Annotated in this window: 22 protein-coding genes, 1 pseudogene and 1 riboswitch; of the genes and pseudogenes, 14 read left to right on the top strand and 9 right to left on the bottom strand. The window is 73.6% G+C overall.

What is annotated here, in order from left to right; genetic code table 11:
• Positions 1-46: 46 nt before the first annotated feature.
• From ACIRF8_RS08280 to ACIRF8_RS08265, 4 genes are all read right to left on the bottom strand, one after another.
• Positions 47-1,645, bottom strand: coding sequence for an ABC-F family ATP-binding cassette domain-containing protein (locus tag ACIRF8_RS08280; protein ID WP_404212068.1), 1,599 nt, complete (start codon positions 1,643-1,645; stop codon positions 47-49).
• 146 nt (positions 1,646-1,791) lie between these two features.
• Positions 1,792-3,180 (bottom strand): hypothetical protein, encoded by a 1,389-nt coding sequence (locus ACIRF8_RS08275; RefSeq protein ID WP_404212066.1) that lies wholly within the window; start codon positions 3,178-3,180, stop codon positions 1,792-1,794.
• A 66-nt stretch (positions 3,181-3,246) separates the two neighbouring features.
• Complete coding sequence (locus ACIRF8_RS08270; RefSeq protein WP_404212064.1) at positions 3,247-4,374, bottom strand: alpha/beta hydrolase family protein; 1,128 nt, start codon at positions 4,372-4,374, stop codon at positions 3,247-3,249.
• Between the two features lie 127 nt (positions 4,375-4,501).
• A complete protein-coding gene (locus ACIRF8_RS08265) occupies positions 4,502-5,152 on the bottom strand; it encodes a class II aldolase/adducin family protein (protein ID WP_404212062.1) in 651 nt (216 codons plus the stop codon).
• Between the two features lie 142 nt (positions 5,153-5,294).
• Between ACIRF8_RS08265 and ACIRF8_RS08260 the strand changes: the two genes are divergently transcribed.
• The 5 genes from ACIRF8_RS08260 (at position 5,295) to ACIRF8_RS08240 (ending at position 9,527) form a co-directional block, all read left to right on the top strand.
• Positions 5,295-5,987 carry a lysozyme gene (locus tag ACIRF8_RS08260; protein WP_404212060.1) on the top strand — a complete coding sequence of 231 codons (693 nt, stop codon included), beginning with the start codon at positions 5,295-5,297 and terminating at the stop codon, positions 5,985-5,987.
• A gap of 200 nt (positions 5,988-6,187) precedes the next feature.
• Positions 6,188-7,462, top strand: coding sequence for an anion permease (locus ACIRF8_RS08255; protein WP_404212058.1), 1,275 nt, complete (start codon positions 6,188-6,190; stop codon positions 7,460-7,462).
• Positions 7,463-7,492: 30 nt separating this feature from the next.
• Positions 7,493-7,714, top strand: coding sequence for a hypothetical protein (locus tag ACIRF8_RS08250; RefSeq protein ID WP_404212056.1), 222 nt, complete (start codon positions 7,493-7,495; stop codon positions 7,712-7,714).
• A gap of 350 nt (positions 7,715-8,064) precedes the next feature.
• Positions 8,065-8,919 carry a helix-turn-helix domain-containing protein gene (locus ACIRF8_RS08245; protein WP_404212361.1) on the top strand — a complete coding sequence of 285 codons (855 nt, stop codon included), beginning with the start codon at positions 8,065-8,067 and terminating at the stop codon, positions 8,917-8,919.
• 56 nt (positions 8,920-8,975) lie between these two features.
• Positions 8,976-9,527 carry a hypothetical protein gene (locus ACIRF8_RS08240; RefSeq protein WP_404212054.1) on the top strand — a complete coding sequence of 184 codons (552 nt, stop codon included), beginning with the start codon at positions 8,976-8,978 and terminating at the stop codon, positions 9,525-9,527.
• Here ACIRF8_RS08240 and ACIRF8_RS08235 read toward each other — a convergent pair.
• A complete protein-coding gene (locus tag ACIRF8_RS08235; RefSeq protein ID WP_404212052.1) occupies positions 9,460-9,771 on the bottom strand; it encodes a hypothetical protein in 312 nt (103 codons plus the stop codon). The genes ACIRF8_RS08240 and ACIRF8_RS08235 overlap by 68 nt on opposite strands.
• A 26-nt stretch (positions 9,772-9,797) precedes the next feature.
• Positions 9,798-10,034: a DUF397 domain-containing protein gene (locus ACIRF8_RS08230; protein WP_404212050.1), complete on the bottom strand. Its 237-nt coding sequence runs from the start codon at positions 10,032-10,034 to the stop codon at positions 9,798-9,800.
• A gap of 297 nt (positions 10,035-10,331) precedes the next feature.
• Positions 10,332-10,474, top strand: a riboswitch (cobalamin riboswitch).
• A gap of 58 nt (positions 10,475-10,532) precedes the next feature.
• On the opposite strand from ACIRF8_RS08230, the gene ACIRF8_RS08225 reads away from it, so the two are divergent.
• The 5 genes from ACIRF8_RS08225 (at position 10,533) to ACIRF8_RS08205 (ending at position 17,145) form a co-directional block, all read left to right on the top strand.
• Entirely contained in the window at positions 10,533-11,480 is a 948-nt protein-coding gene (locus ACIRF8_RS08225) for a cobalamin biosynthesis protein (RefSeq protein ID WP_404212359.1), read from the top strand.
• The gene (locus ACIRF8_RS08220; protein WP_404212048.1) at positions 11,477-12,997 is read left to right on the top strand and encodes a cobyric acid synthase; all 1,521 of its coding nucleotides are present in this window, start codon (positions 11,477-11,479) and stop codon (positions 12,995-12,997) included. Before ACIRF8_RS08225 ends, ACIRF8_RS08220 begins: the two co-directional genes overlap by 4 nt.
• 85 nt (positions 12,998-13,082) lie before the next feature.
• Positions 13,083-15,164, top strand: coding sequence for a putative cobaltochelatase (locus tag ACIRF8_RS08215; protein ID WP_404212046.1), 2,082 nt, complete (start codon positions 13,083-13,085; stop codon positions 15,162-15,164).
• On the top strand, positions 15,164-15,763 hold the full coding sequence (cobO, locus tag ACIRF8_RS08210) for a cob(I)yrinic acid a,c-diamide adenosyltransferase (RefSeq protein WP_404212044.1): 600 nt from the start codon (positions 15,164-15,166) through the stop codon (positions 15,761-15,763). Before ACIRF8_RS08215 ends, cobO begins: the two co-directional genes overlap by 1 nt.
• A gap of 2 nt (positions 15,764-15,765) precedes the next feature.
• Positions 15,766-17,145 (top strand): cobyrinate a,c-diamide synthase, encoded by a 1,380-nt coding sequence (locus ACIRF8_RS08205; protein ID WP_404212042.1) that lies wholly within the window; start codon positions 15,766-15,768, stop codon positions 17,143-17,145.
• A gap of 2 nt (positions 17,146-17,147) precedes the next feature.
• On the opposite strand, the gene ACIRF8_RS08200 is transcribed toward ACIRF8_RS08205, so the two are convergent.
• Positions 17,148-17,879, bottom strand: a complete 732-nt coding sequence (locus ACIRF8_RS08200) for a ZIP family metal transporter (RefSeq protein ID WP_404212040.1) — start codon at positions 17,877-17,879, stop codon at positions 17,148-17,150.
• A 6-nt stretch (positions 17,880-17,885) separates the two neighbouring features.
• On the opposite strand from ACIRF8_RS08200, the gene ACIRF8_RS08195 reads away from it, so the two are divergent.
• The 3 genes and pseudogenes from ACIRF8_RS08195 to cobC all read left to right on the top strand — a co-directional run bounded on the left by ACIRF8_RS08195 (position 17,886) and on the right by cobC (position 19,891).
• A complete protein-coding gene (locus ACIRF8_RS08195) occupies positions 17,886-18,317 on the top strand; it encodes a cobalamin biosynthesis protein (protein ID WP_404212038.1) in 432 nt (143 codons plus the stop codon).
• A 206-nt stretch (positions 18,318-18,523) separates the two neighbouring features.
• Positions 18,524-18,709 (top strand): annotated as a pseudogene (locus tag ACIRF8_RS08190) (CbiX/SirB N-terminal domain-containing protein); the annotation flags it as partial.
• Between the two features lie 87 nt (positions 18,710-18,796).
• Positions 18,797-19,891, top strand: coding sequence for an Rv2231c family pyridoxal phosphate-dependent protein CobC (gene cobC / locus ACIRF8_RS08185; protein WP_404212357.1), 1,095 nt, complete (start codon positions 18,797-18,799; stop codon positions 19,889-19,891).
• Between the two features lie 75 nt (positions 19,892-19,966).
• On the opposite strand, the gene ACIRF8_RS08180 is transcribed toward cobC, so the two are convergent.
• On the bottom strand, positions 19,967-20,914 hold the full coding sequence (locus ACIRF8_RS08180) for an SCO1860 family LAETG-anchored protein (RefSeq protein ID WP_404212036.1): 948 nt from the start codon (positions 20,912-20,914) through the stop codon (positions 19,967-19,969).
• 352 nt (positions 20,915-21,266) lie between these two features.
• Complete coding sequence (locus ACIRF8_RS08175; RefSeq protein WP_404212034.1) at positions 21,267-22,370, bottom strand: amidohydrolase family protein; 1,104 nt, start codon at positions 22,368-22,370, stop codon at positions 21,267-21,269.
• Between the two features lie 77 nt (positions 22,371-22,447).
• Between ACIRF8_RS08175 and ACIRF8_RS08170 the strand changes: the two genes are divergently transcribed.
• Positions 22,448-23,557, top strand: a complete 1,110-nt coding sequence (locus ACIRF8_RS08170) for a pyridoxal-phosphate-dependent aminotransferase family protein (protein WP_404212355.1) — start codon at positions 22,448-22,450, stop codon at positions 23,555-23,557.
• The last annotated feature ends 206 nt before the right edge of the window (positions 23,558-23,763 follow it).

The following is a 23,763-nucleotide window of genomic DNA, read 5'->3' as shown; positions in this document are numbered from 1 at the left end:
GTGGATCAGTCATTCGATCAACCCGTGCTGACGCGTGCGCGGCGCGTCAGGCAAGGGCGACGAGGTCCGCGTACCCCTGGCCCCACAGGTCCTCGACACCGTCCGGGAGCAGGATGATGCGCTCCGGCTGGAGCGCCTCCACGGCGCCCTCGTCGTGCGTGACCAGGACGACCGCGCCCTTGTACGTGCGCAGCGCACCGAGGATCTCCTCGCGGCTGGCGGGGTCGAGGTTGTTCGTCGGCTCGTCCAGGAGCAGCACGTTCGCCGCCGAGACCACCAGGGTCGCCAGGGCCAGCCGGGTCTTCTCACCACCGGACAGGACGCCGGCCGGCTTGTCGACGTCGTCGCCGGAGAAGAGGAACGAGCCGAGCACCTTGCGGACCTCGACCAGGTCGAGGTCGGGCGCGGAGGAGCGCATGTTCTCCAGGACCGTGCGCTCGGGGTCGAGGGTCTCGTGCTCCTGCGCGTAGTAGCCGAGCTTGAGGCCGTGGCCCTCGACGACCCGGCCGGTGTCGGGCTTCTCCGCGCCGCCGAGCAGTCGGAGCAGGGTGGTCTTGCCCGCGCCGTTGAGGCCGAGGATGACGACCCTGGACCCCTTGTCGATGGCCAGGTCGACGTCGGTGAAGATCTCCAGCGAGCCGTACGACTTCGACAGGCCCTCGGCCATCAGCGGCGTCTTGCCGCAGGGCGCGGGGTCGGGGAAGCGCAGCTTGGCGACCTTGTCGGAGCGGCGGACCTCTTCGAGCCCGGCGAGCAGCTTGTCGGCGCGCTTGGCCATGTTCTGCGCGGCGACGGTCTTGGTGGCCTTGGCGCGCATCTTGTCCGCCTGCGCGTTGAGCGTCGCGGCCTTCTTCTCGGCGTTCTGGCGCTCGCGCTTGCGGCGCTTCTCGTCGGCCTCGCGCTGCTGCTGGTAGAGCTTCCAGCCCATGTTGTAGACGTCGATCTGGGAGCGGTTGGCGTCCAGGTAGAAGACCTTGTTGACGACCGTCTCGACGAGGTCGACGTCGTGGGAGATCACGATGAAGCCGCCGCTGTACGTCTTCAGGTAGTCCCGCAGCCAGATGATCGAGTCGGCGTCGAGGTGGTTGGTCGGCTCGTCGAGGAGCAGGGTGTCCGCGTCCGAGAAGAGGATGCGGGCCAGCTCGATGCGGCGGCGCTGACCACCGGAGAGCGTGTGCAGCGGCTGGCCGAGGACCCGGTCGGGCAGGTTCAGGGCGGCGGCGATGGTGGCGGCCTCGGCCTCGGCGGCGTACCCGCCCTTGGTGAGGAACTCGGTCTCCTGGCGCTCGTACTGCTTGAGCGCCTTGGCCTGGGTGGCGCCCGAGCCGTTGGCGATGCGCTGCTCGTTCTCGCGCATCTTGCGCATCAGCGTGTCCAGGCCGCGGGCGGAGAGGATGCGGTCGCGGGCCAGTACGTCGAGGTCACCGGTGCGCGGGTCCTGCGGCAGGTAGCCGACCTCGCCGGAGCGGGTGATGGTGCCGCCGGCCGGGACGCCCTCACCGGCGAGGCACTTGGTCAGGGTGGTCTTGCCCGCACCGTTACGGCCGACCAGGCCGATGCGGTCGCCCTTGGCGACACGGAAAGAGGCGTTCTCGATGAGGATGCGGGCGCCGGCGCGCAGTTCGATACCGGATGCGGTGATCACGGGGGTGCTCCAGGACAGGGTTACGGCTGGTTGACAGGGCGAGGGCCGGTCGGCGCCGCTAAACCACCCAGAGAAGAAACGTCATGCGCACCAGTTTAACGGGGGGATGCAAACGACTTCCCCAGGCGCCTCGCACAGACGTCCGGTCACGCGCCGCCCGTGTGCACCTGGAACGCCGCCCGGCGGACCGCCTTCGCCAGCGCCGGGTCGGGGTGGGCGGCGGCCAGCGCCACCAGCACCTGGACCGTGCGGGGGTGGCCGACGGCGCGGACCTCCTCGATCAGCGCGGGCACGGTCGGCTGCACCGCGGACTCCAAGTGCCGTACGAGCAAGGGCGCTTCGCCGTGGTCGGCGACGGCCGCGGCCGTGTCGACCCACAGCCAGGTCGCCTCCTCGCGGGTGAGCACGGTGTGCACGTCCTCCGGGTCGGCCCCCTCGTACTCGGCCAGCCACAGCAGGGCGTAGGCGCGCAGGCCCGGCTCCTCGGCGGCACGGCGCACCTCGGGCTCGGCCGGCGCCCCGACGACGCGCAGCGCCTCGAAGGCGAGCCCGCGCAGCAGGGCGTCCTCGCCGCGGGCGGCGTCGAGGAGCTCGGTGACGGCGTTGCCGACGTCACGGGCGGCGAGCCAGGCGCGGTACTCGGCGCGCGCCGCGTTGGGCCGCAGCCGCGCGCAGCCGCGCAGCATGTCCTCGGCGGACACCTCGATGTTCCCGGCCGGGGACTGGGCGGCGACGCAGATCTGCTCCAGCTTGACCCAGACCGCCCAACTGCCCAGCGGGGTGAGCGTGGCCTGCTCGTCGGCGTAGGTCAGCGCGCCGACGGCGGCGAGGCCCGCGAGCGCCCAGTCGAGCAGCGGCAGGAGCGGGGTGTCCTGCGGCGGCACCGGTTCCGGCTGCGGCCCGTAGGGGATCTCGCAGCGCTCCGCGCGCAGCTCGCCGACGCGCTGGTCGAGGAGGTCGAGGAGTTGCGCGGTGGGCACCGGGCCCGCCATGAGCTGGCAGAAGGAGAGCAACTGCGGTACCGCTTCGACGACTTCGGCCACCGCGGCCGGCTCCAGGGAGTCCGGCGCCGGGTGGACGAGGGACCAGGCGTCGAACAGGGCGACCCAGCCGCGCAGCACGGCGGTGTCGTCGCGGTCCCAGACGCGCAGCCGCCAGCCGGGCCGGGCGGTGTCGCCGTGCACCTCGACGAGTCCGGCGAGGCGTGCGGTGTCCCAGTCGGCGCGGACCTGGGCCACGGTCAGGCCCAGGTCGGCGGCGGCGCGGCGCGCGGTGGCGTCCGAGAGGGTGCCTTTGCCGTCGCGTGCGCCCGTGCTGTTGCCGGGGCTCAGCGTGGTGTCCGCCCAGCGCGCCACGCGGACGGCCGCGGCGAGTCCCTGCCGGGCGGCACGGGCCAGCTCGGCGGGTGGCGGGGTGCCCTCCGGCGGACGGGGCGCGGGCCGTCGGACCGCTGCGCGTGGGGCGGCAGCGGCCAGCGGCTGGCGGCGCGGGCTGACGAGTCGGAGTCTGGAGTCGCGCGGGGTACGGGACGTCACTGGAGCAGTGTCCAGGGTGACCCCGCGAATTCCCAAACGGGAGTGCGTGTTCGGGGTCGGCGCCGCTCACATCAGCGGGGTCAGGAAGCGCCGCAGCGTCTCCTCGTACGCTCCCGGGTCCGCGTTCCACATCGCGCTGTGCGGGGCGTCGTCGACCCTGTGCAGGGTCACCAGATCGGGCCGGCGGTCGGCGAGCCTCCGGGACAGCGCCCAGGGCGCCACCTCGTCGTCGGGGCCGTGCACGAGGAGCGTGGGCACCCTGAGGGCGCCCGGGTCGGCCGCCTCGGCGTACCGGTCGCCGCCCAGGCCGGTGCGGCCCTGCGCGGCCCGGACCGCCAGCGGGAGCAGCGCGGCCGGGGTGCGCCGGGCGCCGGCCAGCGCGCGCAGCGTCGCCTCCCAGCTCAGCACCGGGGAGTCGAGGACCAGGCCCGCGATGCGGTCGCGCAGCGCCGAGTGCGCGGCGGCGTGCAGGGCCATGGCGGCCCCGGTCGACCAGCCGTGCAGGATGACGCGCCGGGCGCCGTGGCGCACCGCGTGCCGGATCGCCGCGTCCAGGTCGCGCCACTCCGTCGCTCCGAGGTGGCCGAGCCCGTCCGGGGGCCGGGGCGCGCCGAGGTCGCCGCGGTAGGCGAGGTCGAGCACGGGGAACTGCTGGTGGTGCAGGAACCCCAGCACGTTCAGGGGGAGTTCGCGGGTGGTGCCGAGGCCGTGCACCGTGATGACCCAGGTGTCGCGCACTCCGGGCACGTACCAGGCGGGCAGGGTTCCGAGTTCGCCGGGGACGTCGATGTCGGCGTGGTCGAGGCCGAGCGCGGACTTCGGGTCGCCGAGGTGCACCTGCGGCGTGAGCCAGGCCCTGGCGCCGGGTTCGAGCAGGCCGTGGGTGACGCGCTCCAGCCGCCGGACGACCGTGTCCGCGGCGTGCGGCGCCGACTCGATCACGGGCCCGACGACGGCGTGCCAGCCGTCGCCCGCGAGCCCGTACGTGCCGGGGCGCAGCGAGGACAGATCGCGGGTCAGCGTGATCTGTCCCGCGGCGACGCCGTGGACGGTGAGTCTGGGCTCCGTGGGCAGGGGGCGTCCCGCGGGCGCCTTGAGCGCGGCGTCGCTGGCCAGCCGGCCGACGGCGATCGCGGCGGCGGAGGCTCCGAGCACGGCGGTGACGGCTGCTGCCGTCGCTTTGGCGGTACGCACCCGTCCAGTGTCGACGGACGGGCCCGCCCGGGCCAGTGGGGCGGGGGGTGGGAGTGACGGGCAGAGGACGGTGGGGCGGGTGGGACGGGATTTCCGCGCGGGGTCGGGCGCCGCCCGGGCGACCCGCTCAGGCGTCGCCCGGCTGCCCGTATCCCCGCAACCGCTCCCCCACCTCACGTAGCTGCTCGTCGGTGAGGAGGGACGGGGAGCGGCCGGGGACGGAGTGGGCCGTGAGCCAGAGCCGGCACATCCATTCGAGCTGTGCGGTCCGGTCGTAGGCGGCGTCGAGGGTGGCCCCGTAGGTCACGGTCCCGTGGTTGCGGAGCAGGCAGCCGGTGCGCCCGGCCAGGGCGGCGAGCATGTTCTCGGCCAGCTCCTCCGTGCCGTACGTCGCATAGGGAGCGACGCGCACCAGCCCTCCCAGGGCCGCCGTCATGTAGTGGACGGGCGGGAGCTCGGAGACGAGCGTGGAGACGGCGGTGGCGTGCAGCGCGTGCGTGTGCACCACGGCGCGCGCGTCCGTGTGCCGGTAGATCGCGAGGTGCATCGGGAGTTCGCTGGTGGGCGCGAGCGCGCCGGTGTGCTGGACGCCGTCGAGGTCGACGGCGACGAGGTCGCGCGGGCCGAGCCGGTCGTAGGGGACGCCGCTCGGGGTGACGAGGACGGTGTCCCCGACCCGCACGGAGACGTTGCCCGAGGTCCCGACGACGAGGCCGTCGCTCACGGTCCTGCGAGCCGTCGTCACCAATTCTTGCCACGCCGGGGCGAGTTGCTTCATGCAGCGCATCCTGTCAGGCATCGTAAGGTCACATATGGTTACAAAGCGCCCACACAGGACCCTCGGTTCGGCTTCGACAGGCGAGAAGGGAGCATCCGCCGGCCTCCACGCACCGCTCCACCGCCGTGCCCGCGTCGCCGCGGTGACGTCCGTAGCCGCCCTGACACTGGCGGGAACCGTCCTCGCCGACCTCCCCGCACAGGCCGCGACCAGGCCGAAGGGGCACGACGTCTCCTCGCACCAGAAGCACGTGAACTGGCAGCGGGCCAAGAGCAAAGGGGCCCGGTTCGTCTACGTGAAGGCCACCGAGTCGACGACGTACAAGAACCCCTACTTCGCCCAGCAGTACAACGGCGCCCGCAAGGCCGGCATCATCCGGGGCGCCTATCACTTCGCCCTGCCGAACAGATCCTCGGGCCGGGCCCAGGCCTCGTACTTCGTGCGCAACGGCGGGAGCTGGTCGCGGGACGGGTGGACGCTGCCGCCCGCGCTCGACATCGAGTACAACCCGTACAGCTCACGGAAGTGCTACGGCCTGAGCAGATCGAAGCTGGTCTCGTGGATCAAGTCCTTCAGCGCCGAGACCAGGCGCAGGACCGGGCGGCGTCCGGTGATCTACACGAACTACCTCTGGTGGAAGACGTGCACCGGCAACAGCCGCGCCTTCGCCAACCACGCCCTGTGGCTCGCCCACTACGACCGGAGCGCGGGCCCCCTGCCCGCCGGGTGGGCCTACTGGACGTTCTGGCAGTACCACCACAAGGGCAGCCTGCCGGGTGACCAGAATCTCTTCAACGGTTCGATGAACCAATTGAGGAGATTCGCCCGGGGGTGAGCACACCCGCCGCCAGGCCCCGCGGACCCCGGAATCCGGGCGTCCGCGGGGCGGAACCGGAACCGGCGCCGCCGCCGCACGCCGGACGACGAGGCAGCGCTCCGCTTCGAGTCATCCTGTGGCCCGGCCCAGTTCATCTTCCGTTCATCCAGCCTGCTTACGTTCGACGTGCCACTGTCGTCCAACCGAAGCCTGGGTAAATGGAACACATCACGCTGCTCCTTGCGATCGTGATCGTCACCGCGCTGGTCTTTGATTTCACCAACGGTTTCCACGACACCGCCAACGCGATGGCGACGACCATCTCGACAGGCGCCCTCAAGCCGAAGACGGCGGTGGCCATGTCCGCCGTGCTGAACCTCGTCGGAGCGTTCCTCTCCGTGGAGGTCGCGAAGACCATCTCCGGCGGCATCATCAATGAGGACGGCCTCAAGACGGAGGTCATCTTCGCGGCGCTCGTCGGCGCCATCCTCTGGAACCTGCTGACCTGGCTGGTCGGGCTGCCGTCCAGTTCGTCGCACGCGCTGTTCGGCGGCCTCATCGGCGCCGCGGTCATGTCGATGGGCTGGTCCTCGGTGAACGGCGGCACCGTCGTCACCAAGGTGCTGCTCCCCGCGGTCGCCGCGCCGCTCGTCGCCGGTGTCGCCGCGATGCTGGCCACGCGCCTCACCTACCGCCTCAGCCGCAAGACCGACCAGAAGGCGACCGCCAAGGGGTACCGCGCCGGGCAGATCGCCTCCGCCGGGCTCGTCTCCCTCGCCCACGGCACGAACGACGCGCAGAAGACGATGGGCATCATCACCCTCGCCCTGATCACCGGCGGCGTCCTCTCCCCCGGTGCGAACCCGCCGCTGTGGGTCATCGTCTCGGCGGGCTTCGCCATCGCGCTGGGTACCTACCTGGGCGGCTGGCGCATCATCCGCACCATGGGCAAGGGGCTCACCGACCTCGCGCCGCAGCAGGGGTTCGCCGCGCAGACCAGCGCCGCGACCGCGATCCTGGCCTCCTCGCACATCGGGTTCTCCCTCTCCACCACCCAGGTCTGCTCGGGCGCCGTGATGGGCTCCGGGCTCGGCCGCAAGGGCGGTGTCGTGCGCTGGTCGACCGCCACCCGGATGTTCGTCGCGTGGGGTCTGACCCTGCCGGCCGCCGGTCTGGTCGGCGCGGGCGCCGAGTTCCTCACCAAGCAGGGGCCGTGGGGCATCGGCCTGACGGCGCTCCTGCTGATCGGTGGCGCCGCGGTGATCTGGAGGCTGTCGCGCCGCGACTCGGTCGACCACACGAACGTCACCGCCGACGCGGCCGACTCCGCGGCGGAGCCGGCGGGCGTCGTGACCACGGCCGTCGCCGCGGTCAGCCCGCCGCCGGTCGTCGCGGCCGTGGAGCCCGGCGCCTCCGTCGAGCTGCTGTCCACGATCCCCGCCCCGGCCCAGCCCGTGACCGAGCCCGCGCGCCCCGCCGGCGCCACGCTGTAACCCCCGCCGCAGAAGGAAGCAGAACCAGCTATGAAGATCGACTGGGCGGCTCTCGGCTCCGTCTTCGGGGTCAGCCTCGTGACCACCGTGGCCCTGGTGGGCCTGTTCACCCTCGGCATCGTGGGTCTCTCCAAGCGCGAGTCCGCCGCACAGCGGGGCGGCTCCGCGGTGGCCGTCACCTCCGGCGCGTACCTGTGCTTCGCGCTGTGCGCGGCGGCCGTGGCGTACGGCATCTTCCTGATCGTGGCCTGACGGCCGCTCAGCCCCTGCCGCGTTCACCTTCTGAACGCAGTAGGGGCTCCACGGCACCCGAGCGGGGTGCGGGACGTACGGCGTCCCGCACCCCGCTTTGGCGTTCGACTTGTCACCTGAACGGGTGCAGCGCTGCCAAATGTCGCAACCCGTCGGCGGCGACGGAAGAAGGCCGCCTCACCAGGACTCCCTCAATGTGACATATGGCAGACTGGCATAAGCCGTCTAGCCAGACCCCGTACCGCCATCAGCCGACTGCCGTCAGCCGTCTGCTAGCTTCCGTTCACTACTTGGCCAGCTCTCGACTGACGAACTGGGCCTGGCACACGGTCGGCAAGGAGACAGAGATGATGGCCCGCGACATCGACCCCAGCCTCAACCGGCGCAGGCTGCGCCTCGAACTGCGCAGGGCCCGGGAAGCGACCGGGCAGACGCAGACCGACGCGGCCCAGGCGCTCGACTGGTCGTTGTCCAAGATCATGCGGATCGAGGCCGGAACGGTGAGCATCTCGGTGACCGACCTGCGGGCCCTCCTCCAGCACTACGGGGTGGCGGACGGCGACCTGCGGCGCGAACTGGAGGAGGCCGCGCGCGGCTCGCGCGGCCCGAGCTGGTGGACGGGGTACAACGACGTGCTCACCCCCGCCTTCCGCCAGTACCTCGGCTACGAGAGCGCCGCCGCGTCCATCCGCACGTACCACCCCATCGTGGTGCCCGGTCTGCTCCAGACCGAGGACTACGCGATGGCCATGCTGGAGCCGCACGTGGAGGAGGCCCGGGCCCGGCGGATCGTCGAGCTGCGCACCGAGCGGCAGGAACGCGCGCTGGAGAACGACGTTCCGCCGTGGACGTTCTTCGTCCTGGACGAGGCGGCCCTGCACCGGCAGATCGGCGGCCCCCGCGTCCTGCGCAGGCAGTTGCAGCACCTCGTCGACATGGCGCAGCGACCCCGGGTGTCGGTCCAGGTGCTGCCCTTCACCGTCGGCGCGCACTTCGCCACGCTCAACAGCTTCATCCTGCTCGGCTTCACGGACGACGAGGACCTGCTGTACCTGGAGTCCCAGGGCAACCAGTCGATCCGCGACGACCACGAACTGATCGTGCAGCACCAGGAGTGCTTCGAATCGCTCCGCGAGATCGCGTACGGCGGCGACCAGGCCATCGATCTCATCAGCAAGACCAGGGACGGGCTCGACACCTCGTGAGCACCTCGCGCGGTGACAGCGGGCCGGGCCCTGGAGAGCCCGTGTAGGAGGCGCACATGCCGGCCGCAGGCGACGAGTGGTGGTGGCGGCTCCTCGCGGCCGCGACTCCCCGGCTCGACCACACCGAGGGGGCCGGTGGGGCGAGCGGTACGGATGCCGCGGGCGGTACGGGTGCTGCCGCCCCCGCCGACGCCGCTCCCGGTGACACCGCGCCGCCCCCCGGGGAGCGGCCCTCCTTCGGGGCCGTGGTGATCCATGTCGTGGCCGACGACGCGCGGACGCGGCGCGCCGGGCTGATGTACGCCCAGATCTCGGGCGAGAACCGCCGCCAGACGCGGCTCCTGCTGTTCTGGGCGATGGGCGGCGCGCTGGTGCTGCTCGGCGGGCTCGCGGGGCTGGTCGTGGTGGTGCAGGCCCTGGGTGTGACGTCGCCGTGGGCGATGGGGTCGGTCATCGCGGCGGCCACGTCACCGATCACCGCGATCGCCTACGGGTTCACGCGGCTCCTGCTGCGGTGCGCGGAGGGCATACGGTCCCCGCTCAGCGTCGACGCCCCGCCGCCCGGCCCCGATCCGGCGCCGGATCCCGGTGCCCCGAGCCGCCCCTGACGCCGCGCAGAGCGGCGCCCAGTCCGGCCGCCGCGGCGACCAGCGCGGCGATCAGCGCCCAGACCACGGCGCGCACCGGCCCCGCCGGGACCAGTGCGGCGGCCAGGGCGCCGACGATGCTCGCCGCGAGGCCGCACGCCAGGCAGAACCGCACGAGCCCGCGTGGCGGGACCACTCCGCGCGCCGTGCGGCTCACCGCACCGTGGGCCCGCTCCCGCGCCTCGGCCAGGTAATGCATGGTCATCGCGCTCTCCTCCCCCCGCGGCAGGCTCAGCCGCCGGCCCTGCCCGGGCCGGGACCGCCCAGCGCCCTCACGAACGCCTGCCATCGAACGCGCTGGAGGACGAGGGCCGCCGCACCCGGGTTCCCGGAGTCGCGGACCCACACCTCGGCCTCGCCGAACGCCACTTCCACGCAGTCCCCCGTCACTCCGGAGTAACTGCTCCTGCGCCATGGCCCGACTGCCTTCCCGCGCCATGACCGAGCACGCTCCGCCCCTTGGGACACACCGGCCTCCTCCTGCTCGAGAGCCGGCGTCCCCCGTCAGTGCACGCCCGCGTGCAGGCACCATAGCGCCGCCGTGACGGCCCGCCCAGGGACACCGGACGGATCCGCCCCGCGACGTCGCAAGGCGCCCTCAACCATTCGTGGACCGCTCTCCGTCTGCCGCTTTCCAGTCTAGGTAGGCCGGATTTCGACACCTAGAGGAATTCCGGCCCTGTGGTGGCCGTACGACGCCCGCGCGCGTGTGGAGCTCCCCACACTCCCCTCCCCCAGGTCAACGGCAAGTTGACGCGCCTTCGCGCAGCGTGGTGGACTTCGCGGGCCATATACGGCAGCAGTACGAGGAAGCCGGTGCGAATCCGGCGCGGTCCCGCCACTGTGAGCCCCAGCCCGGGAAGCCGGGAGGGGCGAGCCAGGAACTCTCGCTGCCGGTCTCGTCGAACCAGGGCGTGGACACCCTGAGTGAGGACAACTACCGCCATGTTCGCCCTGCGCGGCGCGGTGCGGGCCGAGCGCGTCTTCGCGTACGGCGCCGCCGCCGGTCTCCTTGCCGATGCTCTGTTCGGTGATCCGCGCCGGGGCCATCCCGTCGCCGCTTTCGGCCGGGCCGCGGGTGCCGTGGAGCGGGTGCTGTGGCGGGACCACCGTGGGTGGGGCGCCGCGCACGCCGTGGTCTGCGCGGGTGGCGCCGCCGCGGTGGGCGCCCTGGCCGCCCGTGCCGTACACCGTTCCCCCGCCGCCTCCGTCGCGCTGACCGCCGCCGCCACCTGGGCCGTGGTCGGCGGGACCTCGCTGGGCCGGGAGGCGCGCGGTGTCGGATCGGCGCTGGACGCCGGGGACGTGGAGCTGGCCCGGGAGTTGCTGCCGCGCCTGTGCGGGCGGGATCCGCAGGGCCTGGACGCCGACGGGATCGCGCGCGGCGTCGTCGAGTCGGTCGCCGAGAACACCTCGGACGCCGTCGTGGGGGCGCTGGTGTGGGGGGCCGTCGGCGGGGTGCCGGGGCTGCTCGCCTTCCGGGCCGTGAACACGCTGGACGCGATGGTGGGACACAAGTCGGCCCGGTACCGCAGGTTCGGCTGGGCCTCGGCGCGGCTCGACGACGTGGCGGGGTGGCCGGGGGCGCGGCTGACCGGGGCGCTCGCCGTGCTGACGGGCGGGCGTCCGCGCGAGGCCGCCCGGGCCTGGCGCGAGGACGCGGGGGCCCATCCGAGCCCGAACGCCGGGGTCGTCGAGGCCTCGTTCGCGGGGGCGCTCGGGGTGCGGCTCGGCGGGACCTTGGCGTACGGGGGCAGGATCGAGCACCGGCCCGTGCTGAACGGGCGCGGGCGCGCGGTGCGGGTGTCGGACGTGGAACGGGCCGCGCGGTTGTCGCGGCGGGTCGGTGTGGCGGCGTGGGGAGTCTGTGTGGCCGGGCAAGTGGTGCTGAGGCGTCTGCGAGGACGCCGGTGAGCGGGCGGCGGGGCGGCGGGCTGCTCGTCGCCGGGACGACGTCGGACGCCGGGAAGAGCGTGGTCACGGCGGGGATCTGCCGGTGGCTCGTACGGCAGGGCGTGAAGGTCGCGCCGTTCAAGGGGCAGAACATGTCCCTGAACTCGTTCGTGACGCGCGAGGGCGCCGAGATCGGGCGGGCGCAGGCCATGCAGGCGCAGGCCGCGCGGGTGGAGCCGAGCGCGCTGATGAACCCGGTGCTGCTCAAGCCCGGCAGCGACCGCAGCAGCCAGGTCGTGCTCATGGGCAAGCCCGTGGGCGAGATGAGCGCGCGGGGCTATCACGGGCAGCGGCAGGGCGCGTTGCTCGACACCGTCGTGGGATGCCTGGAGGAGTTGCGGGGCAGTCATGACGCCGTGATCTGCGAAGGGGCGGGCTCTCCGGCCGAGATCAACCTGCGGCGCACCGACATCGTGAACATGGGGATCGCGCGGGCGGCGCGGCTGCCGGTCCTCGTGGTCGGGGACATCGACCGCGGGGGCGTCTTCGCCTCGTTCTTCGGTACGACGGCGCTGCTCGCGCCCGAGGACCAGGAGCTGCTCGCCGGGTACCTCGTGAACAAGTTCCGGGGCGATGTCAGCCTGCTGGAACCCGGCCTCGACATGCTGAAGTCCCTTACGGGACGGCCCACTTACGGGGTGCTGCCCTTCCAGCACGGGCTCGGTATCGACGAGGAGGACGGGCTGCGGGTGTCGCTGCGGGGCGCGGTGCGCGAGTCCGTGGTGGCGCCGCCCGTCGGCGCGGACGTGCTGCGGGTCGCCGTGTGCGCGGTGCCGCTGATGTCGAACTTCACGGATGTCGACGCGCTGGCCGCAGAGCCGGGTGTCGTGGTGCGGTTCGTGGACCGTGCCGAGGAGTTGGTCGACGCCGATCTGGTGGTCGTGCCCGGGACGCGCGGGACGGTGCGGGCCCTGGAGTGGCTGAGGGCGCGCGGGCTCGCGGACGCGCTCGCGCGGCGGGCCGCCGAGGGGCGCCCGGTGCTCGGCGTCTGCGGCGGCTTCCAGGTGCTCGGGGAGCGCATCGAGGACGAGGTCGAGTCGCGGGCCGGGGTCGTGGACGGGCTCGGACTGCTGCCCGTACACGTACGGTTCGCGGCCGACAAGACGCTGGACCGGCCCGTCGGCACGGCCCTCGGGGAACCGGTCGAGGGGTACGAGATCCATCACGGCGTCGCCGATGTGCTCGGCGGCGAGGCCTTCCTCGACGGGTGCCGGGTGGGGGCCGTGTGGGGCACGCACTGGCACGGGTCGCTGGAGTCCGACGGGTTCAGGCGGGCGTTCCTGCGGGAGGTCGCCGCGGCGGCCGGGCGGCGGTTCGTACCGGCGCCCGACACCTCGTTCGCGGCGCTGCGCGAGGAGCAGTTGGACCGACTGGGGGATCTGATCGAGCGGTACGCCGACACGGACGCGCTGTGGCGGTTGATCGAGGGCGGGGCTCCCCCGGGGCTGCCCTTCGTCCCGCCGGGAGCTCCGTCGTGAGCGCCCCGCTCCCCCCTCCCGCGCCGTTCGCCGCGCCCCTGACCGGGCTCGGCCGCCCCCGCCCTGTCGTCTTTCTGGAGGTCCGATGACCACCCCGTACCCGTTCACAGCCCTCGTCGGCCAGGACGATCTGCGCCTGGCCCTGCTGCTGAACGCCGTGTCGCCCGCGGTCGGGGGTGTGCTCGTGCGCGGCGAGAAGGGCACCGCCAAGTCCACCGCCGTACGCGCCCTGTCGGCGCTGCTGCCCGCGGTGGACGTCGTCGCCGGGTGCCGTTTCTCCTGCGACCCCGCGGCGCCCGACCCGCGGTGCCCGGACGGGCCGCACGAGACCGGCCCGGGGGTCCGACGGGACGCGCGCATGGTCGAGTTGCCGGTCGGCGCGTCCGAGGACCGGCTCGTCGGGGCGCTCGACATCGAGCGGGCGCTCGCCGACGGCGTCAAGGCCTTCGAGCCGGGGCTGCTCGCCGACGCGCACCGCGGCATTCTCTACGTCGACGAGGTGAACCTGCTCCACGACCACCTGGTCGACCTGCTCCTGGACGCCGCGGCCATGGGCGCCTCCTACGTCGAACGCGAGGGCGTCTCCGTGCGGCACGCCGCGCGCTTCCTCCTCGTGGGGACGATGAACCCCGAAGAGGGCGAACTGCGACCGCAGTTGCTCGACCGGTTCGGGCTGACCGTGGAGGTCGCCGCGTCCCGGGAACCCGAGCAGCGCGTCCAGGTCGTCAAGCGCCGGCTCGCCTACGACGACGACCCCGAGGGGTTCACCGCGCGCTGGGCCGCCGAGGAGGCCGAGGTGCGCGAGCGGATCGCCGCCGCCCGCGCCCTGCTTCCCCACGTACGCCTGGGCGACGGGGCGTTGACGCGGATCGCCGCGACGTGCGCCGCGTTCGAGGTGGACGGCATGCGGGCCGACATCGTGATGGCCAGGACCGCGACCGCGCTCGCCGCGTGGGCCGGGCGCACGGACGTCCTGGCGGAGGACGTGCGGCAGGCCGCGCTGCTCGCGCTCCCGCACCGCAGGCGCCGCAACCCCTTCGACGCGCCGGGTCTCGACGAGGACAAGCTCGACGAGACCCTGGACGAGTTCGGCCCCGACGACCCCGAGCCCGACGGCCCGGACGACCCGGACGACGGAGGCCCGGACGGCGGGGGCCCCGGCGGAGGCGGCGGGCAGCCTCGACAGGACGGACCCCCGCAGGACGGGGAGCAGCGGGACGGGGAGCAGCGGGACGGACAGCCGCAGGACAGTGCCGAGTCGCCGTCGTCGCAGACCCCGGAGGGCCCCGCGGGCGCTCCCGCGGCCGGTGGCGCCCAGGAGCAGCGGGCCGTCTCGGCCGGCGAGCCGTTCCGGACGAAGATGCTGAGCGTCCCGGGTCTGGGCGAGGGGGCCGCGGGGCGGCGGTCCCGGGCGCGGACCGAGCACGGCAGGACGACCGGCGCCGTACGGCCCCGGGGTGCTCTGACCAAGCTGCATCTGGCGGCGACCGTGCGGGCGGCGGCGCCGCACCAGCGGGCGCGCGGCCGGTCCGGGCGCGGGCTCGTGGTGCGCCGTGACGATCTGCGGCAGGCGACCCGGGAGGGCCGCGAGGGAAACCTGGTCCTCTTCGTCGTGGACGCCTCCGGCTCGATGGCCGCCCGGCAGCGGATGGGCGCCGTGAAGGGCGCCGTGCTGTCGCTGCTGCTCGACGCCTATCAGCGGCGCGACAAGGTGGGGCTCGTGACGTTTCGCGGGGCGGGTGCCGAGGTGGCGCTGCCGCCGACGTCGAGCGTGGACACGGCCGCTGCCCGGCTCGCGACGCTGCCCACCGGCGGGCGTACGCCGCTGGCCGCCGGGCTGCTCACGGCGCACGAGGTGCTGCGCGTGGAGCGGCTGCGGGACCCGGCGCGCCGGCCCCTGATGGTCGTGGTGACCGACGGGCGGGCCACGGGCGGTCCCGAGCCGGTGAAGCTGGCGGGCCGTGCGGCCGGGCTGCACGCCGCCGAGGGCACGGCCAGCGTGGTCGTGGACTGCGAGTCGGGCATGGTGCGGCTCGGGCTAGCCGGTCAGCTCGCCGGACAACTGGGCGGCTCGGCCGTCACGTTGGAGGAGCTGCGGGCCGACGCCATCGCCGGACTCGTCAAGGACGTACAGGGAACGAACCAGACCCGCAGGAGGGCCGCCTGATGCCGCAGGGACAGCCGAGTGTCGTACCGGACGACGGGCTGACGACACGTCAGCGACGCAACAGGCCGCTGGTGTTCGTGCACACGGGCGTCGGCAAGGGCAAGTCGACGGCCGCGTTCGGGCTCGCGCTGCGCGCCTGGAACCAGGGCTGGCCGATCGGGGTGTTCCAGTTCGTGAAGTCGGCGAAGTGGAAGGTCGGCGAGGAGAACGCGCTCAAGGTCCTCGGCGCCTCCGGTGAGGGCGGCACCGTCGCCTGGCACAAGATGGGCGAGGGCTGGTCGTGGGTGCAGCGTGACGATCAGGCCGACAACGAGGAGAAGGCCCGTGAGGGCTGGGAGCAGGTGAAGCGGGACCTGGCCGCCGAGACGTACAAGCTGTACGTGCTCGACGAGTTCGCGTATCCGCTGCACTGGGGCTGGATCGACGTGGACGAGGTGGTGGAGGTGTTGCGCGGGCGCCCCGGCACCCAGCACGTCGTCATCACGGGCCGCAACGCCCCCGGGAAGCTGGTCGAGTTCGCCGATCTCGTGACCGACATGTCGAAGGTGAAGCACCCGATGGACACGGGCCAGAAGGGTCAGCGGGGCATCGAGTGGTGAGCATGCGGTCCGTGGACGTGCCCCGCCTCGTCGTCGCGGCGCCCGCGTCGGGTTCGGGCAAGACGACGGTGGCGACCGGTCTGATGGCCGCGTTCGCCGAACGAGGTCTCGCCGTGTCGCCGCACAAGGTCGGCCCCGACTACATCGACCCGGGCTACCACTCGCTGGCGACCGGGCGCCCCGGCCGGAACCTGGACGCGTACATGTGCGGGCCCGATCTCGTCGGCCCGCTGTTCGCGCACGGCGCGCGAGGCTGTGAACTCGCCGTCGTGGAAGGCGTGATGGGCCTCTTCGACGGGGCGTCGGGCCAGGGCGAGCTGGCGTCGACGGCGCATGTCGCCAAGCTGCTGAAGGCGCCCGTGGTGCTGGTCGTCGACGCGTCGTCGCAGTCGCGGTCGGTGGCGGCGCTCGTGCACGGCTTCGCCTCGTTCGACCCGCAGGTGCGGCTCGCGGGCGTCATCCTCAACAAGGTCGGCTCGCGGCGGCACGAGGAACTGCTCACGGAGGCGCTGGAGGAAGTCGGCGTCCCCGTCTACGGCGCGTTGCGCCGCACCCCCCAAGTGGCCACCCCCGCCCGCCATCTGGGGCTGGTGCCGGTGGCCGAGCGCAGTGGCGAGGCGGTGGACTCGGTGCGCGCGGCGGCGGCCATGGTGCGCGACGGCTGCGACCTGGAGGGCCTGCTGGCCCTGGCGAGGACCGCCCCGCCGCTGACGGTGGAGGAGTGGAGCCCGGCCCTGGCAGGGGCGCGCGCGACCACGACGGAGCCCTCGGGCCCCGGCCCGGTCGTGGCCGTCGCGGGCGGTCCCGCCTTCACCTTCTCCTACGCCGAGCACGCCGAACTGCTCACCGCCGCGGGCGCGCGGGTCGCCCCCTTCGACCCGCTGCACGACGAACACCTTCCCGAGGGCACGGCGGCGGTCGTCATAGGCGGCGGTTTCCCGGAGGTCTACGCGCCCGAGCTCTCCGCCAACGCACAGCTCCGCAAGGCCGTCGCGGAGCTGGCCCGCGCGGGCGCCCCGGTCGTCGCGGAGTGCGCGGGCCTGCTCTACCTCTCCCGGTCCCTCGACGGCCAGGAGATGTGCGGTGTCCTCGCGGCGGACGCGCGGATGTCGCCGCGTCTCACCCTCGGCTACCGGGACGCGGTCGCCGTCTCCGACAGTGTCCTCGCCCCGGCCGGGGCCCGGCTGCGCGGCCACGAGTTCCACCGGACCGTGATGGAGCCGGGCGCGGGGCCCGCCCCCGCGTGGGGCCTGCGGCTCCCGGCGGCGCGCGTCGAGGGCTTCGTCCAGCAGAACGTGCACGCCAGCTACCTCCACACCCACTGGGCGGCCCGCCCCGAGATCGCGGCGCGCCTGGTCGAGCGGTGCGGCGGCGCGCCGTGACCTCAGCCGGCGAGGCCGACCACGAGCCAGATGAACGCCGCTCCGGCGACCGTGCACAGCAGGGTCGAGCGGGCGGGGTGCTCGTGGTGGGCCTCGGGCAGGATCTCGGCGGCGGCCAGGTAGAGCAGCACGCCGCCGAAGAAGCCGAGATACCCGCCGAGCAATTGCTCCGGAATGGTGAACAGGAGCGTGGAGGCGGCGCCCACGACAGGGGCCGCCGCGTCGGCGAGGAGCATCGTCGTCGCCTTGCGGCGGGCGTTCCCGTACAGGCGGGTGATGGTGTACGTGTTGAAGCCGTCGGCGAAGTCGTGGGCGATCACCGCGAGCGCCACGGCGACGCCCATCCCCCCGCCCACCTGGAACGCGGCGCCGATCGCGATGCCGTCCATCATGCTGTGCCCGACCATCGCCCCGGCCGCCGTGAGCCCGACCTCGGGGGCCCGGCCGTGCGTGTGCTCGGCGGCGCCGTGGGCGGCCTGGCGCTGGGCGAGGAGATGTTCCAGGACGTGGGCGGCGAGGAACCCCGCCACGAACAGCAGCAGCGCGGCGGGCACCCCGAAGACCGGGCCGCCCGTCGCGTCCAGCGCCTCCGGCAGCAGGTCGAGGCCGACCACGCCGAGCATCAGCCCACCCGCGAGACCGAGCACCAGGTGGCGCCGGTCGGTGACCCTCCTCGCGGTCCAGCCGCCGACCAAGGTCATCACAAAGGCGCCGAGCGCCACGAACACCGCCATGGGCCCTTGCTAACCCATCCGGCACCCACGGCGCACATCCGACACCGGCCCGGCGGTGTCATCGTCGGGGTCGGGGCCCGCGCCGGGGCGGCGGCCGGGGAGGTGCTCGCGCTCGTCCGGGCCGTCCTGGCGGAGGCGGGGTCCTGCCCCGGCGACGTGGTGGCGCTCGCGACCGTCGACGCGAAGGGACGCGAGCCGGGGATCGTGGCGGCGGCCGGTGCGCTCGGGGTGCCGCTGGTGACGTACGGTGCGGGGCTCCTCGCCACCGTACCCGTGCCGCGTCCCTCGGAGCGGGTGCGCGCGGCGGCGGGTACGCCGTCGGTCGCCGAGGCCGCCGCGCTCGCCGGCGGGGGTGAGCTGCTGGTGCCCAAGCGGGTGTCGGTGGGGGCGGGTGGGGCGCCCGGGCGGGTGACTTGTGCGGTGGCCCGGGCGGGGTAGGCGGGGGCCGTCCGTCCGTTCTCCGCACCGTGCTCTCCGCGCCCGCCTTTCCCCTTCCCGTCCCGCTTTTCTTTCTCGTCGTCCTTCGTTCCGTACGTTCCCCGCAAGGAGTCAGTTCCGTGCTCACCCCTCCCCCGGCTCTGCTCGCCGCCCTGGAGCAGCGGCTCGATGACGTCCTGGGCACGGCACGCCGCCGCGCCGACGTGATGGTCCTGCTCGTGGGGCGGGGCTCGGCCGATCCCGCGGCCAATGCCGAACTCGCCGCCGCAGGGCGGTTGTTGTGGGAAGGCAGCGGGCTCGCCGGGGTCGAGCCGGCCTTCGTGTCGGGCGCGGCCCCCGATGTGCCGTCGGGGCTCGACCGGTGCGCGGCGCTCGGGGCGCGGCGGGTGGTCGTGCTGCCGTACGAGGCGCCGGTCTCGGTGTCCGACCTGTGCTGGGCGCAGGTGTCGGGCTGGGCCGACGCGCATCCGGGGGTGGAGGTGCTGCGCGGGGCGTTCCCGGGCGGCCCGTCGGTCGCGGGGGGTGGCGGGCCCGATCTGCGGCATCACGGGGACGCCGAAGTGCGGGACGACGGGGAGAAGTTGACGGACCTCGCGGTGAACGTCCGTACCGGTACGCCGCCTTCGTGGCTGCGGGAGTGTGTCGCCGCGTCGCTGGAGGGGCTCGCGGCGTATCCGGACGGGCGGGCGGCTCGCGCGGCGGTGGCGGCGCGGCACGGGGTGCCGGTGGAGCGGGTCCTGCTCACGGCCGGGGCGGCGGAGGCGTTCGTCCTGCTGGCGCGGGCGCTCAGGGTGCGGCGGCCGGTGGTGGTGCATCCGCAGTTCACGGAGCCGGAGGCGGCGCTGGCGGACGCCGGGCACGCGGTGGGGCGGGTGCTGTTGCGGGAGGCGGACGGGTTCCGGCTGGATGCCGCACTGGTGCCGGACGACGCGGATCTGGTGGTGGTCGGCAACCCGACGAACCCGACGTCCGTGTTGCATCCCGCTGAGGAGATCGTCCGGCTGGCGCGGCCGGGGCGGGTGCTCGTGGTAGACGAGGCGTTCATGGACGCGGTGCCGGGCGAGCGGGAGTCGCTGGCCGGGCGGACGGACGTGCCGGGTCTGGTGGTGCTGCGGAGCCTGACGAAGACGTGGGGGCTGGCCGGGTTGCGGATCGGGTACGTGCTGGCCGAGCCGCGGGTGGTGGCGGAGCTGGAGCGGGCGCAGCCGTTGTGGCCCGTGTCGTCGCCGGCGCTGGTGGCCGCGCAGGCCTGTGTGTCGGATCGGGGGGTCGCGGAGGCGGCGGACGCGGCGGTGGCGGTGGCCGGGGACCGGGAGCATCTGGTGCGTCTGCTACGGGAGTTGGCCGGGTTCGGGGTGGTCGTGGCGGGGCCCGCGCAGGGGCCGTTCCTGCTCGTCCGGGTGCCGGGCGCGGAGGGGGTGCGGGAGCGGTTGCGGGAGAGCGGTTTCGCCGTGCGGCGCGGCGATACGTTTCCAGGGCTCGGGCCGGACTGGGTGCGGGTCGCCGTACGGGACCGGGCCACCGGCGCGCGGTTCGTGGCGGCCTTGCGGGAGGTACTGGAGGCAGCCGTCTGAAGGGGCGCCGCCTCCCCCGGCGACGCCCCTTCCTTCCCCCCTGATCCCCCCTGATCCCCCCTCCCGGGGTCGCCGCTACGCGCGTGAGCGGGCGCGGCGGGTCATGGCTACTGCTGCGCCTCCTGCGACGAGAAGGGCGATCGCGCCACCCGCGATGTAGGGCGTCGCCGTGTTGCCGCCCGTCTCCGCCAGATCGGGCTCGGTGGCGGTGGCGACCGGGCGGTCCGCCTTGGCGCCCTGCGGTTCCACCTCGTCGGCCGGTTCGGGCGCGGCGGGCGCCGGGGCCGCCTTCGGGGTCTGGCAGGTGGCTTCGGCCAGGGTGACCTCGCCGTCGACCTCGGCGACGTTCAGCTTCAGCGGGTTGACTGCGACCTTGAGCCGGAGCGCGGAGGCGGCGGCCGTCGTGGAGGTGGTGGAGGTGGTGGACAGGCCGAGGGAGACCTCGCCGACGCCCGGCACCTTGACCTCCGTGGTGCCGCCCGTGGTCAGTGTCACCTTCTTGCCGAGGACCGTGACGGAACCCAGCAGGTTCGAGGTGGCGACCGGCTTCTTCCCGGCTTCGCACAGGGCCTTCGAGGTGACCTGGTCGACCTCGATCAGGGAGAGCAGCGGCAGGCCGGGGACGTGGACCTTCGCGTGGGCGAGCTGGGTGAAGCCCTCCGCCTTGTCGGCGTCGGCGGTCGCCCGCGCCGTGGCCACGTCGGCGCGGAGCACGTTGATCGGCCGGCCGCCGTCGACCCCGTCCAACCGCACGGTCAGCGCGGTCTTGTCGGCGCCGGCGGGGGCCTGCACCTCGTTGAGCGTGGCCCGCAGCGGGACGTTCACGGTCTTGTTGAGCAGGGAGACGTCGAGGCCCGTGCGGAGCACGACCGCACCGGCCTTGCCGCCGTGGTCGCCCGTCGCGGCGGCCGGGCCCGCGGTCGCGAGCGCGGCGGGCCCGACGGCGAGCACGGTCGCGACGGCGATCACGGCGATGCGGCGGGCGGGCGTGCGCGGGGCGGTGGTGACAGTGGAGCTGGGCATGCTGGTGGGACCCCCAGAGAGGACAGAACGGGACAGGGGACGAACGGCACGGGGGCCGTCGGGGCTCGGCGCATGGGGACATCACGCGGCGCCGCCGACGGCGTCGGCCGGTCATCGATGAGGGAATCTTTACGCACTGAGGGTGAACGGGCGGCTACCCGCGATCAGTTCACCCCAAAGGGGGGTTTCCGCTCATGCCTTCGAATCTTGGGGCTCGGTTGTTCCCTGCCGTCACCCTGGTGTCCCCCGATTCACCGTTCGCGCCGGGGCACGCGAGTGATGTGCAACGAGCGCCCGGCCGCGCGGGTAACGGCGCGTCAACCGGCCCGCCCGAGACTGCTCGTTGCCGCACCTAACCCACCACGTGGCCCCGCAGCACGATCCTGCGCGGCGCCGCCAGCACCCCGATCTCCTCGCGCGGGTCCTCCTCGTACACGACGAGGTCGGCCGGGGCGCCCTCCTCCAGGGCCGGGCGGCCGAGCCAGGCGCGGGCTCCCCAGGCCGTGGCGGAGAGCGCGTCGACGGCCGGGATACCCGCCTTGACGAGTTCGGCGACCTCCCCCGCGACGAGGCCGTGGGCGAGCGAGCCGCCCGCGTCCGTGCCGACGTAGACGGGGACGCCCGCGTCGTAGGCCGAGCGGACCGTGTCGTAGCGGCGCTCGTACAGCCGCCGCATGTGCGCCGACCAGCGCGGGAACTTCTTCTCGCCGCCCTGGGCGAGCTGCGGGAACGTGGCGATGTTGACCAGGGTGGGCACGATGGCGACGCCGCGCTCCGCGAAGAGGGGGATCAGGTCGTCGGTGAGGCCCGTCGCGTGCTCGACGCAGTCGATGCCCGCCTCGACGAGGTCGCGCAGCGAGTCCTCGGCGAAGCAGTGGGCGGTGACGCGGGCGCCGAGCCGGTGGGCCTCGGCGATCGCGGCCTCGACGGCGTCGCGCGGCCAGCAGGCGCCGAGGTCGCCGGTGGAGCGGTCTATCCAGTCGCCGACGAGTTTGACCCAGCCGTCGCCGCGCCGGGCCTCCTGGGCGACGTAGGCGGTGAGGTCCTCGGGTTCGATCTCGTGGGCGTAGTTGCGGATGTAGCGGCGGGTGCGGGCGATGTGCCGGCCCGCGCGGATGATCTTCGGCAGGTCCTCGCGGTCGTCGATCCAGCGGGTGTCGGAGGGCGAGCCCGCGTCGCGCAGCAGCAGGGTGCCGCGGTCGCGGTCGGTCAGGGCCTGCTTCTCGGCGGTCTCGGCGGGGACCGGGCCGTGGGCGTCGAGGCCGACATGGCAGTGCGCGTCGACGAGTCCGGGCAGGACCCAGCCGTCGACGGTCGTCATGTCCGGACGCGGGGTGACGGGGCGGTCGTAGGTGATCCGGCCGTCGATCACCCACAGTTCGTCGCGCACGTCCTCGGGCCCGGCCAGGACCCTCCCCCTCACGTGCAGCGCTCCCGGCTGGCTCAGCTCACTCATGCACGAAGCCTATGAGGGGGGTGGGTACGCTCGACAGCGGCATCCCGTCCGAACCCGTGAGCGAAGAGAGCACCACCGTGACGCATCCGTTTCTCGATCTGGCCCCCCTGAGCGCCGGGCACTTCGCCGCCGTCGAGGACCGTGTGGCCCGTCTCCTGGACGTCTCGACCCCGTCCCACGACGTCGTGATCATGCAGGGTGAGGCGCTGCTGCCGCTGGAGGGGGCGATCCGCGGGACGGCGGGGCCCGGCACCGTCGCGCTCAATGTGATCACCGGCCCGTACGGGCAGACCTTCGGCGACTGGCTGCGGGACTGCGGGGCCACCGTGCACGACCTGGCGGTCCCCTTCCACGCGGCGGTCACCGCCGAGCAGGTGCGGGCGGCGTTCGCCGAGCACCCGGAGATCGACTTCGTCTCGCTGGTGCACGCGGAGGCCGCGACCGGCAACACCAACCCCGTCGCCGAGATCGGCGAGGTGGTGCGGGAGCACGGCGCGCTGTTCTACCTGGACGCCGTGGCGTCGATCGCCGCGGAGCCGGTGCTGCCGCGGGCGTGGGGGGTGGACCTGTGCGTGATCGGCGCGCAGAAGGCGATGGGTGGCCCGGCCGGGGTCTCCGCCGTGTCGGTGTCCGCGCGGGCCTGGGAGCGGATGGCCGCCAACCCGCGGGCGCCGCGCCATTCCTATCTGTCGCTGCTGGACTGGAAGCGGCGCTGGATCGACGGGGGCAGGAAAGCGCTGCTGCACGCTCCGGCGCAATTGGAGATGCTGGCGCTGGAGGCGTGCGTGGAGCGGATCGAGAGTGAGGGCCTGGATTCCCTGATGGCCCGTCACGCGAGCGCCGCGGCGGCGACCCGGGCCGGAACTCTCGCTCTGGGCGGGGGACTTGAGCCGTACGTCCATGAGGCCCGGGACGCCGCGCCGGTCGCCACGACGCTGCGCGCCCCGGCCGGGACCGACGCCCGCGATCTGGTGGCGCGGGCGCTCGCCGTCGACCCGGCGCTGCCGCTGGTCGCGGGTGGTGGCGCGCTGGCCGAGGAGATGATCCGGGTCAACCACTACGGTCCGCAGGCGACGCGGGGGGTCGTGCAGTCCTCGCTGGCCGCGCTCGGCGGGGCGCTCGCGGAGGCCGGGCTCACGGTGGACCTGGAGGGTGCGCGCAAGGCTGTCGCCGGCGCCTGGGTCTGAACCGCTCCGCCTCCGCACAGTGGCGCCGCCCTTTCCGGGCGGCGCTTTTCTTTTCCGCTTGCAGTTCTTCTTCCGACTCTTCTTCTGCTACTACTTCCAAGCATTCTTCGGGTAATTATCTGAGTAGCTTCCCGTACTGCTTCTTCCCGCTTTTCCGGAACGTAAACACTAAGATTCCGAGAACGGAAAATGACGCAATCCGGACG

This window comes from Streptomyces sp. NPDC102406, assembly GCF_044765725.1.
Taxonomy (GTDB): Bacteria; Actinomycetota; Actinomycetes; order Streptomycetales; family Streptomycetaceae; genus Streptomyces.
This window is presented reverse-complemented; position numbering and strand designations above follow the sequence as displayed.